This is a genomic window from Megamonas sp. (genome assembly GCF_986095205.1).
The window spans coordinates 35,422-50,475 of record NZ_CFQVBI010000039.1; the positions used below are offsets into that span (position 1 = coordinate 35,422).

Annotated in this window: 4 protein-coding genes; 3 read left to right on the plus strand and 1 reads right to left on the minus strand. The window is 31.9% G+C overall.

Going from position 1 to position 15,054, the window contains the following annotated elements; genetic code table 11:
- Window positions 1-18 precede the first annotated feature (18 nt).
- Genes AC5LAX_RS05800 through AC5LAX_RS05810 form a run of 3 tightly spaced genes read left to right on the plus strand, consistent with a single transcriptional unit; the run spans window position 19 to window position 1,569 of the window.
- A complete protein-coding gene (locus AC5LAX_RS05800; protein ID WP_493263774.1) occupies window positions 19-1,023 on the plus strand; it encodes a DUF932 domain-containing protein in 1,005 nt (334 codons plus the stop codon).
- Window positions 1,024-1,070: 47 nt separating this feature from the next.
- Window positions 1,071-1,367, plus strand: a complete 297-nt coding sequence (locus tag AC5LAX_RS05805) for a hypothetical protein (RefSeq protein ID WP_493263775.1) — start codon at window positions 1,071-1,073, stop codon at window positions 1,365-1,367.
- A complete protein-coding gene (locus tag AC5LAX_RS05810; protein WP_493263776.1) occupies window positions 1,342-1,569 on the plus strand; it encodes a hypothetical protein in 228 nt (75 codons plus the stop codon). The genes AC5LAX_RS05805 and AC5LAX_RS05810 overlap by 26 nt, the downstream gene beginning before the upstream one ends.
- Window positions 1,570-1,789: 220 nt before the next feature.
- Here the strand turns inward: AC5LAX_RS05810 and AC5LAX_RS05815 are convergent, their stop codons facing one another.
- Window positions 1,790-15,040, minus strand: coding sequence for a hypothetical protein (locus AC5LAX_RS05815; protein WP_493263777.1), 13,251 nt, complete (start codon window positions 15,038-15,040; stop codon window positions 1,790-1,792).
- Window positions 15,041-15,054: the final 14 nt, after the last annotated feature.

Sequence of the window (15,054 nt, forward strand, 5' to 3'; positions counted from 1 at the left end):
ATTGAAACAAAGTATATTATGCCTTTTGTAAATTATCAAAGACGTCCTCTTGTATTTAATGAAATGGGTAAACCTATCAATGATTTGAGTATGGAGGATGCTATTAAAGAAGCAAATCTTGATTATAAAGTAGGTATTAAAGAGACTCGTGTTCGTCTTGAAGATCCTGCTAATCCGGGTAGCTTTCTGTTATATAAAGTTCCTAACAGTTTTGCTACTTATAGAGAAGATACAAATCATGTATTTGGTGCTGTTGGTTCTAAGTACGAAGTTGTACAGAACTCTGTAGCTCTTGATTTTATTAATCAAATATGTGATTACGATAAGAGTGTTCGTATTGAAACTGCTGGTTGTTATAAGAATGGCGCAAGTATGCTTGTAACTGCAAAATTCCCTGATGCTATCACTATTGATAATAAAGATCTTATTGATAAGTATCTCTTATTTACCAATAGTCATGATGGTTCTGGATTAATCACGTGTGCTGTTACAAATATTCGTGTTATTTGTAATAATATGCTTAATCAAGCTATTAAAAATGCAACACAACAGTTTTCTTTTAAACATACAAAGAATGTTCACAACGCTATTATGAGTGCTGTGAATAGTATTCGTGCTACGCATATCTATCATGAAGCTATGCAAGAATCTATGCAAGCTCTTAAAGCCATTAATATTAAATCTAATAATATGACTGGCTTTGTGTATAATCTGTTTCTTAATGATGAACAACAAGAGCACATGAAGCTTAGAACTAATATCTTTGCTGCTGATAAGGATATTATTTCTGCTAAGACTCAAAATAAAGTCAAAGCTGTTCTTGATACTATCGAGAATGGTGTTGGTCAAGAGTTACATCGTGGTACTGTGCTTTGGCTTTATAATGGTGTGAGTTGTTATCTGAATAATGTTGTTGATTATAAGTCTTCTGAAGATCGCTTTGAAGCTCTTACTAAAAAAGGTGCTTATAAGCTAAATCAAAAGGCTTATGATCTTGCCTTAACGGCACTAAGAGCTGCATAATGGAAGAAACTAAAACACATACGTGTTATATTGAAGTTGATGGGAATGTGATTACTCGTGATGCAAATGGAACTCTTATTCAAGAATTTACTGGTAATTGGTCTGTTTTGCATAAGGTATATAGATTCGCTACTATGACCGCTTCTGAAAAGCAAAAACATAAGCGTCTATCTCCTAATCTTTATATTGGTAGTATTAAGTATGTTATGAGACATCCGGGTACTAACAATAGTTTTGTTGTTACTTCTACTCAAATTAAGAAGATTCTACCTTTCATTGTTAATGTGAATAAAGTTAGCTTTGGTGGACTAAGTGAATGTGGTGAAAGTGAGGGATACTATTAATACTTCTAAGCATAGTGCTGTTACAAGTGCTATGCTTAGTTCCGCTCCTGACCACACCATGTTCCCTACTGGGGTTTGGAAAGCTACTCTTAGCGTTTCTAATGCTAGTCGTATTAACGTTAGTACAAATCATCATAGCCGTATGGTTAAAACGACTTCAATAGAGGCTCATAGAGACACTTTCTTTTGTGATATGAACTAGTTATCGTCTGCCAATAGATAATCAATATATGAAGCCCGCAGGTGGCAAAAATGGCATTGTGGAGCATTGCAGACCCCGGTAGAGGGATAGATGTGGAACGGGGCGGAGCGTTCGCAATGACACGAGCAGGAGTATGAGTAGTATAGATACAAGAAGAGAGAGGACTGATAGTATTATCTGAAAGCCCTCTCTCATTTTTTTTTAAGTCCAACAGAAGTCCTTACTTATTTAGTTCAACTATCATCTGTAATATTGGGTTCTGTTGCATATAGTATGTATTGTTCTTTGGTAAATAGAACATCTTGTTGTATTGATTGAATAACGGAATAGTTTTCTTAAATGCAATCCAACGTTTATCTTCATCTTTATATGTACCTCTATCATAAAGCATTTCTTCATCATCTACAATCATTGGAGCAATAAGTGTCCAATAAGCAAGATTAAGAACATTAGACATACTTGTTTCAAAAGGTATAGGTGCCTCCATAGTACGTTTATAGAATGAATAAAGACCCCAAGGTGAAGTTTCATAAAGTTCAGTTTGAACACCATAAATAGTATAACAAGCAAGAGCAAAGAATCGATTTTCATCAAGTTCATCGTCATCATCTTTTGCAGCATATAGACTAGCAGCTACAAGAGATAAACCAACAAGAGTTGTAAAATTAAACATGGCTCTTTTTATATTAGCTTTTTGAGCTTGAGGTAGAGTATTATATCTAAAGTTTATATCTTTGAACCAATATAATAAACCGCAGAACCCATTGAATATAGCTTTAGCTTTAGTAGCAAAATCAATATCTTCGTCATTTTCTATAGCTTTATCAATAGTTTCTCTATAAGCACTTTTACCATTAGATAATAGAAAATTTATCATATCCATGTAAGCACCACTTCTATAAGATTCAAGACGTTCATCAAATACAATTTTACCTACACGTTTACCCCAATATCTAATAAAGTTAGGACGAAGCCATTTACGGAATTGAAGAATAGCCTCTCCCCACATCTTACCAGATAACATAGATTTATCGAAAGTATTGTAAATACCATGCAAACTATGATTAACACCTTTAACTTTACCTAAGAATTTAGCAAAATCTTCAAGAGTTATATTACTTTCAGCTTTAATTGAAGCGATACCATCTTTAAGTTCAAAAGCATCATATATAACTTGATTCTTTTCAAACTCAACTCTAGCATTCTTAAGACCTTCTTTATAAGCCTTAGCGTAATTAGATTTCCATTCGTTAGTAAAGTTATTAGCACGATAAGCAATAAATCGAGAAAGATAATCTATAAATTCAACGTTATTACCTTTAACAGATTCTTGTTTATCTTTATATGCTTTATACTTAGTATAAGTTTCATCATCAACCATATCTCTAAAGAGACGTTCTCTAAGTGAGAATACGAATTGATCATAATTCATAATAGTACCTGCAACAATGCGATGAGTTTGCATAGCTGACAAGAAAGTAGCGAATTGCAAATAATGCTCACCAATAGTATTAGGAGCAAACATCACATTATCCCATTTAGACATACCAAGAGAAACAATATTAGTCTTAGTATCTACTCCAGCTTCAATATGATCTTCAAAAATATTACCAGCTAACTTCATTAAAGCTGCATCAAGATTATTACAAGTATATTCACCAAGTGATGCCCATAATGATGGAAGAGCTTTAATATACATTTCATGAGCTTTAAGAAGTGTAGCTTTAGTAGTAAATTCACCACCAGTTGCTTCGCTTACAATATTGATATGACCTGTACCAATATTCTTTAAAGCAGCAGTTAAGTTCATCCACATAAGAGATTTACTATTAACTGTATGAAGTATATTAAGAAGTTGATCAGTTAATGTATTAATACGATTCTTACCTTCAAAAGCATCATAGAATTTCTTAAATCTATCAAAAGCTTCTGTTTCTTTACCTTTACGAGAAACAACTTCAGTTTTATGAGTATAAAGAGATAGAATCTTATTAATAACATTCTTACTCTTAACACCATATTCACGAGCTTGGAACTCAGGCATAGCAAGAATAGTTTGCAGAAGATTGAGTTCAGGCTCAAAGTCACGATTAACTTTAATACGTTTAAGCTGATTAATATAATTAAGAGTAACATTCATAGGGTCAAAGTTCATACGATCTCTAACATCACCTAATTGTTTATCAGATAACTCTTTATTATATTCGATAATATCTGCAATAGAAGTAATAGGTTTATAATAGCCTCTATGTTTAGCTATTTTATTAGCTTTTTCAATTAGAGCATCATAAGCTTCTTTATTTGTAATAGCGTAGAGATCATACTTAATACGACCTATAACTTCTGGACGATTAAGTGCAGTAGCTTTAAGATAGTATTGAGTCTCTCCACTAAGTGTATTTTTATAATCATCTTCTTGCAACTTATGATAACCAGCAAGTTGTTTAAGAGCATTCACATGATTAGCAGATATGAAAGTCGGAAAGAAACTAGCAGATCTAACAGTGTTAGGCATTGCAACATCATTAAGTTCTGCAAACATCTCTTGCATTTCAACCATCATATCAATATCAGAATGAGTAAGTTTACTAAACTTAGCGTCTCTATAATCAGCTTTGGCAGTTTGGACTTGAAGAAGAACTCGATTAGTAGTTTGACCTCTAACACTAAGTTTAATATTATTAGCTTCAGCAAATTTCTTACGAATCTTAGATTTATAGACACGTTCAATTAGCTTAGTATAATAATATGCTTCTTCAGCACTAAGATTAGGAAAATACTTCTTAGGATTACTATATACATCTTCAAGATCAAGTTCAAGTCTACCTTTAATAATTTTGGCAGGCATTGAAACATTCATAGTAGAATATATAGTTTTACCTACAGCACGAACTCTTTTCTTATGTTCTTCCTCAAGTTTAGCAAGAGCATCTTGAGCTTTCTTAACTGTAGCAAAATCATCAGATTCTAACAAAGGTTCTAACTCAGATCTTCTCTTAATATAATCATCGTATTCACGAGCTTTACCAATTTGATAATCGTAATTAGCTTTAGTCATATCAAATGGTGTAGCAAGTTGACAATTAGCTTCGTTAATAAATCTAGCTCTAAAGTCATTAGAACGAGATTGAGAGAAAGTCATATCAGGTTTACCATTAGATTTCTCTTTATAGAATCTATCATACTTCTTAAATAATGCGAATGTACGCTTGTTATTATTGAAAGCAAATTCAGTAGCATTAAGCGTATGGAACTCATATTGAGAAAGAACCGTATCAATGATTGGAATACCACTTTGAGCAGCAGAATCTAACCATTTAATAACAGTAGATAAATCAAGATTATCACCGAGCATACGACGAATATTTTCTTGAATATCTTTTTCATTTATAGTATAAACGCCAATTTCATCAGCATTAAAACCGTTTTCAACAAGCTTATCTTGAATATACTTAAACTTAGTATTGAAAGCAGGATTATGACTTCTTTGATTGATTAAGAAACCAAAGTAAATCTTAGAAGCATCAACAACTTTACGTTTAAGAGGCATAATCTCAGCATATAAACCTTTAAGATTAAGAAGAGCTTTATTAAATTCTGCAATACTATCTTTAGTATTTTGAGAAGCATTTTCAAAACTAGCTTCGTCAATAGGATTTAGATCTTCAATATAAGCTTGAGACTTTATAAGACTACTGAGTTTATTCAGATCAGTAACCCATTGTTTACGATCAGCAACAGTACCTTTAGTCCAAAGCTTAAATATAGTATCAGTATCCATTGGCATTTGAATAGCTTTAATCATATCTTTAACATTCTCTAGTATATTAGCATTATACTTGAATGTTTCAACATAATTAGAAAGACTATTCATATCTCTACCAAGTCTAGCAATTTCACTTTGAGCTTTAGCATCAAGCTTATCAAGATTAGTATTAAGTTCACCCATGAGATTCATTTCATCTCTAAGAAGTTTAGTATTACCAATAGCAGTCTTTTCAACTTCATAAAGAGTATTAATAAATTCAAGGTTTGACATACTAATTCCAGTATTATCATCAGCTATGAACTCTGTATCTAAGACTTTAGAGAACTTAGGAGTTGAGTTATTAATAGTATGAACAGTAGTATTAAGATCTTTTTTAATACCAATGTAATCAACTATAATATCATTGATACCATCAGCTTGAATTGCACTAACGTTAGTTGGATTTAGCCTTTGAATAAGCCTGTCTAAGCCCTTAAAAAGTTGTCCTTGTATTGTTAGTCGTTTCAATTGAGAAAGCGTCTCTCCGTTGCCGACAAGTGCCAAATTTTGGATTTCCGAGGGTAGTGTATCGGTATCGAAAGTGTCATTGATAGCTGCCTGCAATGGGATAGTAGTAATAGCAGAAGTATCAATAAGACCTCTATATGTATCAGATTCATTACCAATATAAATTGTATAATCAGCGTTACTTGTAGCAGCATCTATAGCTGACGTAAGACTGTTATGAGTTTCTACATTAGTAACAGACGAATTAAATCTACGATAGAACTTACTCAAAATAGTAGCAAGTTTTTCGTATATCTCTTGGGCTTCAATGTTATATTTATAATAATCATTAGCTGTAGTAAGATATTCAGATTTAAACGTTTTATTAATAGGATAATAGAACGTACAATCATTAATATCAAAACGTTTATAAAGCATACCCTCAGGTAATTGAGCTTTGTAAGTCTTTTTAAGACCAGTAAGTTCTTTATCAATTACCTTTTCACGAGTCTTAAGATATATATCATCAGCATAACTAGAATTGTTTACATATCTAGTAGGTTCAAAGATCATTTGACCAATGATATTCCAAATATCATTATGCTTAACACCAATAGCATTTTTAATAACACTATTAAGAGCATCTTCTATATACTTACGAGTCTCAGGATCAACATCTTTATGCCATTCGTTAGCTACTGCACCTTTAAGATCAAATACAGCTTTCGAGAAATTACTCTTAGTAATCTTAGTAAAAGTAGGAGTTTGATCTTTAACTTTACTCTTCTTACCATTAGTATCATAAATATATTCAGGTTTCATATATTTAACGATACGAGTATTCTCTGAATTAGCACGAACAAAAGCTTCGATGAAAACATCAAGTTCTTCGTTAGTTCTAAGAAGAATATTATCTTTATTCGCTTGACTAGCATAAAGAGCTTCAGCATAGTTATAAAGAGCTGCATTTTCTGAACGGAAGTTACTACCACCATCAGTAATACCTTGTTCTCTCATAGCTAATCTAATATCTCTGTCACTAGTACCGTCGATAGATTCAAAACTAATAGAATCAAATTGATCTCCCCATGAAGTTTTATAAGCACTTACATAGTTACCATCTTTAGTTTTGAACTTACCATAAAGATCAATAGGAATATACTTAGAAAGATTACGACCAAAATCAAGTTTATTAACCCAAAATGCGTATTTAACTAAGTTCTCACCAAGAATACGACAATATTCATCAGGACTATTAATAAGTTGAAAAAATGTATCTCTAGTAAAATCAACATCATCACTTTCCTTAGTTGAAATAGAAATATATCCAGTTCTTACAATTGTACTCTCCATAGTATTAGGAGAAAGCAATGAAAGAATATGATTAGGATTAAGTCTAAGATTACCTTTAGTAACATATTGACCATTTACAGCAACATATCTACCATCAGTAAGTGTATTCTTAACCATAGCTAATTGAATACCAACAGGTAATTCTTTAAACATAGCTATTTTTTCATCATGAGTATAATTTCTACTTTCAAGTTCATTGTACCAATTTTTAAGATTGACATTAGTAAGAGCTAAATCAACAGCACCTTTGAATTTAAATTCATTAGTTTGTTCGTCTTTAACAATATTAACACATCCTAATAACTTAGCACGTTCAGCAAGAAGTGTTTCCGGACTTTTACTATCATCATTAAAGAAAGGCATTTGTCTAACTTTATCAATAATAGCATAATTAATCAGAGCTTCTCTAAGTTCAGGATTATTAATTTGTTTAAGTTTAGCCATACAATAATTAATCTTATCTTTAAAAGCAGGATTCTCACTAATGAAGAGATCATGAAACATATTAACAGAAATCTCATTAGTAGAATACAATTGTTGTTGAAGAATAGGATAAGCACTATCTTCAATCTCCCAATTAGTATTAACAACTGACGGGAATATAGCTTCAATCATTGATTTATCACCAATTCTAAAAGGAGATTTAGGTTTATCAAGTTGAATCACCTTACCATTAGAATCCTTATTTTCAAGAAGATAATCATTAGCTTTAAGCAACCAATTATCAACAACCTCACCTTTATCAGTAATTGCATTTACACTATAGTATTTATAGAGTAATTCATTGCGCATACTTTCAGGAATACCTGCATCTTTAGCATTCTGAATAAGAGTATTAACATTATGCTCAAGCATTGCAATAGATTCAAAGAGCTTATTACTTTCAGAAGTTTTAGGACCAGCACCTTTCTTTTCAGTAATAAGACATCCTTGAGCAAGTTTCATAGCATTTACAGCTTTATCAACGTACATATAATAATCTAAAACTTCAAGTTGTCGATTAAGATAATTAGCATAAGCTTCAAAATCTTCAACTGCATGTTTATAGTTTTGACCTTCTTTAAATAGAGAATCAAGTTCAGTAATAGTTTTAGCTTTATTCTGAATCTTACTATCTACTTCGTATGCAGTAACACCCACGTCATTTGCAAGAGCTTCAATAAATCTAGCCATGGCATGAGTTTGTTTCATGTTTATCGTATGACCATGTTCATGAGCTTTAGCAATTGCCATATTACTAAGATCTTCTTGTGCAAGATATTTACTAAGTTTAGTAATAATATCTTTAAGACCTACATTATCTTGTGTAGTTTCAAAATAACTCTTAGCAAAAGCTTTAAGACTATTACCTTTATCAGCAAGTAGTTTACTCATAGTAGCAACAGCGTCAATCATATAATCACTGCGTACATTATGGAAACTAACATTAGTGAAGTTATTAGAGTTTTCAATAGACTTAATTGAAATATTCGTAACAAAATCAGTAATGATTTGCTGAGATTCAATAAGAGCAGAATAGATATATCTATTAGTACCTTCAACTTTAGCATTGCCAGCATTAAGATTAGCATTCCAACTTATAGGGAATGAAGCAAGTAAAGCGGTATTACCAATAGTATATGTATTCATATTAAACCAAAGATTATCTTTAACAGCATCAAGAATATGAGATGTTAATTCAGAACGCTGTGCAGATATAGGCTCACCATTTATATCAGTCCAAGTACCATAATCATTATTATAAAGAGAACGACACCAAACTGTAACGCTATTAGAAGCTACATCTACTTGAACACTATGCTCACCATTAGATAATCTTTCATCTTTAAAGCATTTAAGAATCTGCTTTCTAGCCCATTCAGCTTTATTAGGAATATCTTCATTATAACCTTTAATATCACTGAAATTAAGTCTAATAGGAATAGCAAATTCATCAGACAACATAGTCTGTGTAAATCCCATTATAGATAGAGCATTATCCGCTGCAATGGATTGACCTTTAAGAACTGCAATATTATTATTAATATTACGAATCTTAATCTGATCAATAAGAAAATGCTGATTCATCATAGAGTTATCATAACCAGCAATTCTATTTATATAAGCAGCAGCAGCTTTACTATGATCAAACTCATTAGGTTTCTCTTTATTAAGAGTATTCTTAATATCAGAGTGAATACCAATCCAAGTATCAATTATAGCATTATCCTTAGCAGCTCTAGGCATACGACGATATTCATTAAGACTATTCCATTTTGGAGTAACAGTTTCTTTAATGAATTTCTCGTATTTAGCATCATAATCACTCTTAGCTTTTTTAAGTTTAGAGTAAATACTAGCTTTAGTATCATATAATGCTTTAAGTTCTGCATCAGATATAGCCGGATTCATATTTGCAGCATTATAAGCTTCAATTTCAGAAGACTTCAATTCCATAGCTTTAGCAAGTGCATTACGCTCAGATACATTCTTTGAATAGAAGCGTTGTTGCTGTAGATTTTTATATTCTTGCTTTAAGCGTCTTATAACAGAATCATCAATACTAGCTTGTGCATTGATTTTAGCATTAATATCTGCAAGTTCATTAACTAATGGAATCTTTTCTTTCAGATATGCATTTTTAAGTGCATCTTTAGTTTTACTAAAGTAAACATCAGAAACGTATTCCAAAGATTGACGTTTATAAGTATCACTATCATTTTTAGTATATTCAATATATTGCCCATCAATAACGTCAAATTCTTTCATAGATAAGTAAATACTATCAATATCATAGTCCCAACCAGTACGAGTAACAAGATGTTCAGGAACTATAGCTTGACTAGCACCATTATTCAGAACTCCTACAACTTTAGCAATGAACATAGATTGATGACCCTCAGTAGGAATACGAATACCAAACATCGTTCTAAGATTCTCTGGAACACTATTCAAATCAAGATTACCATTAGCATCTAATTTAAATCGAGAATCCCAGTTATTAAGTATAATCTCAGCAGGATGAAAGACTTTAGTACCATCGGCTTTAGTTTCCCAATATTCACTTTGAAGTTTAAAGTCAGCATTTTTCTTAATTATAGGCGTACCGTTAGCATCTCTTTTAATCGTACCATCTTCATTAAGTTCAGCCCGAGATTGCCAATAATCATCAGAGAACTTAATTTGACCTTCAAGATACATACGTTGAACATTAGCTTGGGTCCCTTCAACAATCCCTTTTTTGTCCAACGTAACAGCAGCGGGTTGTAAGAAAGTATCAGGTTGAATAGTAACGTGAGCACCTTTAAGTTTAAGATTAGTAACACGACGTGTAATACGAGCTAATAGAACTGATTCAATACGACTCTTAATCGTAGGATGATAAAAAGGTATAAAAGGTTTACCATTAACAACAACAGTAGCTTTTATGAAATTTCTATCAATTTCAGTTTCATTAAAATATCTACGAAGATCTGCAAGAACTAAATCAAGATCAACACCGATAACATTTCTGAGACCACCGTCAGTTTCAATTGAAGTATATTTAATATTACCGTCATTAGTAATAGCACCCCAATCAGCCAACAAACGATACATCTCATCATTTGCGTTAGCAGAAAGTAACATCTGATAATACTCAAAAGCTCCTGAACCATCATAAGAATAATCTCCAGTTTTACCTTTACGAACAGTACTACCTATAGTATAATCTCCATTAAATACAAGGTTATCAAGAATACGCTTTTGAAGCTGAGTACCAATCTTATTCTCTTCATCCATAAGATGTGAAGGAATTTGTTGTTGAATATAGAGGTTACTATGACTAAGAGTGTGTTTAAAATCTTCAACACCTTTAGGATAACCTTTTAATTCAAGACGTTTGGTAGCTTCATTATACTGAATATTAAGAGTAGCTTTTGTACCATTAGTATAAGTGTATTTACCATTTGCATCTAAAATAGGGAAACCTTTAGAATCAACTGCAATATCTCTAGATATATCAAAGAGTTGAACTTTAGGCATACCACCAACTTTATGACCAGATTCAAAGTTAATAGAATCAATACCTTCTTGTTTCATCCAATCATAAAGAGTTTCATAACCAGTACCTTTGTACATACGTTTGAATATAACAAGGGTACTATTCTTATCTTGATGCGAAAACACAATATCAGTATTAAATCTATTATTAAGCGTAGACTTACCACGTTTATAGAAGTAATACTTTAACTGTTCAACAATACGTGCATAATCACTAGGACTAATAGGTGTATCCTCATCAGCAACAATATCAGCTAAAGTTCTACCAGAAGGTAAAGTAAAACTATCATAATCACCCATAGCTTTGAAACGTCTAATACACTCATCTTGTGTAATAACATTGAAAGCATCGGCAGTTGTAATAGTCTTAGAACCAAAGCGTCTATTAAGTTCATCAGAAGTTGCTTTATCATTTGCAAATGGTTCAAGCATCTTCTGTAACATATTGTCTTTAAGATTAACATCAGATACAACAATCTGTGTATATGTAGTATTAGAACGAGTAGTAGAACCCGGTCTTACACCTTGAGATGCACGCTTAGCCCAATCAAGAGCATTCTTAAATTCAAAAGTATAACCAGTGAATATCTCTTGAATAGCTATATCAGCAACATAATGATTACAAAGAAGATTAGAAACAACATAACCCCAATAACGATCATTTTTATAATCTTCAGGAAGCGTTTCATTAAGAGCTTTAAGTTGATTCTTATATGTAAGAGTCGATTGAATATTATCTCTAACAGGAGCTAGATAATCAAAAGCATCTTGAAGATGACTATTGATTCTATCAACAAACATTCGCATATAAGCATTATCAATAACATCGCCGTAAGCAGTATTGAAATCTTCACCACAAATCATGAATGGTTCGAATTTACCGAATGAACTTGTGGCATTAGGATGAAGCTCATTAAAAGCGTCTTCGATATAATCTATAATACTTCTTACAGTAGTATTACCGTTAGCATCAGTATATCTAAAATTAAGATTACCAAACTTAAAGATATTACCTGTAGGCTTACCATTTTTAAGAAGAGCTTTACCATCCCAGAATATAGGAGCTTGAAGACCTTCAAATATATCTTTATCAAAAGAACGACTTTCATAGAAATCTCTAAAAGCAGCTTCCGCATCACCATTATGATCACTAATCATTCTACTACGTTCATCTGAACTTAAAGAATTAAATTCTTGACGAACATCATCTTCAGGTCTAAGAAATTCTTTCTTAATAGAAAGAGTTTGAGTATTAGCATTATAATCAAATAGCAGACGTCTAGCTTCAAGCATCATTTCCATTTCAGTACGAAAAGTATCTTTTACACGTTGAAATAGATAATTAGATTCAAGATCATTAGTACGAGCTATTCGATAATTAACGAAAGTACCGTCGGTATCTATAAGTTTAAATGGAAGACTTCTTTTAATAGCATTAGGTTCAGTAAGAGTATTTCCAGTTACAAATTCATATATACGAGACGCATCAGCAGAAGGTAATGAGTAACGTCCTTGAAATTGACGAAGAATAACATCGCGTGTCCAAATATAATCGTGCATATCAACATAAGGAGTTCCAATACCTTGATCACGATTAGACATACCATTAAATCTAGAATATTGAAAAGCTTTAACAGCTTCAACATTAACAGGATTTACAGCATCAAGAATACGATAACCATTTTCGTCAAGTATAGCATTACCATTTTCATCTTTTCTAAAATTAAAGAAACCTTTACCATCACCACCCATACCATTACCAAGATTCCAAATAAGAGGATGATATTTAGTACCTTTAGATTTTAAGAAATCATTGAAACGATATTTCATGAGTTCTACATTAACTTCACCAATACGATTAACAATACCTTGAAGCATTGATGTAATATGATTATAGAACTCAGGAGTATATTCTTGTTCACCTTGAACATTAATGTAAGACAAATCAACTTTAATAGCCGGATCACAACCACCTACAGTTGCAAGAATATTAATACGACCACGCATATCATCCACAACAGAATCAATTTCATCTCCTGCTTTGAAGCCTTCATAAAACAATCTTTTGATTCTACGTGATTGACGATCTTTAGCTTTTTCACTTTGCTTATCAGTAACATTAGCTTTAATTTGATTAAGAATCTTATCAAATACACCGTCAATATTAACAAGTTCAGTCTCAATTTTCTGATATACAAGTTTATTAACTTTATTATCATCATTTCCGTCATGATATAAAGCTTTAATTACATCAAAAGGAACACTAAATTTAATAGATAAATAATTAAATATAGTATTAGGAGACCAATTGATACCAACATTGTTAGATTTATACAGTAAAGTATTTACTTTATCAGTAATAGATTTACCGGTTTTATATATAGCATTAATATCATACTGAACAGCAGCACGACTACCAACATATTGAAATTTATTACTAAGAATACTACGATATTGATTGTAGATATTAGTAGTAGCAAATGACTGACGATTACTCTCTTTAACAGAATAAGCAAGATTATAATCATTTTCTGACATATTGTAACTCATAGTTTCACTTTGAGTAACAACAGTTGTAGCCATATCAACAGATGCCATGTACATATTGTAGAATATTTCTTTACGTTCAATAGTACTAACATCATCATTCGGAAAAATCTCAATTTGATCAATAATAGGTTGAAGCTGACCATTATAAACAGATTCAGAAGTAACTTTAAGACTATTTATAAGCTCTTCTTTATTAGCTGCATAACGAGTAGCATCAATCAAAGAGTTCCAAAGAACATTAATATCAAATGGCATTGCTAAACCATATTTATTATAATAAGAAGCAGTACCATTAAATTGAGAATCTTCAAGTGTAGCAAACAGATTACTTTGATTATTATAAATCATTTCTGTAAGCATACGTTTGAATCGAGAAGAAGCAGTATTCTTACGATCAACTTTAAATTGAAGAGAACTATTCCAAGACTTATTGATATTTTGCTCATCAGTCATGGAAGCACCATTAATCTCTCCCATAGTCATGTGATCTTCAACATCGAAATCATTAATATCAGCCATAAATTCGGCTTTATAATAATTAATAAAACTCTGCCAAATACCTTGATCATCAAGATTATCAAGTTGATCTGCAAGTCTAAGAAGATTATTCATCTTACTTTCATAACTAGTAAGAAGAGCATCATTATCTATAGCTTCATCAGTTGCTCCAGCAGCTTCAAGTTCATCAAGACGATTATTGTATTGAGCTGCAAATCCTAAATAACCAACATCAGGATTATCATTTTGAGCATACTGACGCAATACAGTAGCAATTAAAGAACGAATTGTAACACCATTCTTAAAATCTTTGTAAGTAAGATTTTTGAATTGAGGTTCAAGTCTAAAAGCAATAGCAGCAAAGATACGATTCAAATACATTTGCTCACTATCAGCAATAAAAGGATAACCATTATCATACAGAACTTGTGCTTTCTTAGCAGGTATATGTTTATGAAATGACCTTATTTCCGGCTCTCCCTGCTCGTTTAATGGTACGGTAATACTTTTAGTCAAGCGTTCTATATTATTGCCATAGACGCTCTGAAAAGTGGCAAATTGAGCGTCTGTTAGTCCTGCATTTTGGACAGCACGAAGCAAAACCCAGTCCCCATACTCGGATGTAAACGAAGCAGATTTAAGAGCATCATAATCAGCTTTAGCAACAGCACGTGCTTTAACAGGATCATTAGGATAGAGCTTCTTTGCCCTATCCCATAGATCTTGAAAACACTTACTATCAGTATAGCTATCACCAACTTTAATCTGAGGGATAATATTACAATCTAAACCCATAGTAGAAGTTTTAT

Excerpts from the sequence above, each read along its gene's own strand:
- AC5LAX_RS05800 (WP_493263774.1), top strand. The coding sequence starts at position 19 with ATGCCTTTTGTAAATTATCAAAGACGTCCTCTTGTATTTAATGAAATG.
- AC5LAX_RS05815 (WP_493263777.1), bottom strand. The coding sequence starts at position 15,040 with ATGGGTTTAGATTGTAATATTATCCCTCAGATTAAAGTTGGTGATAGC.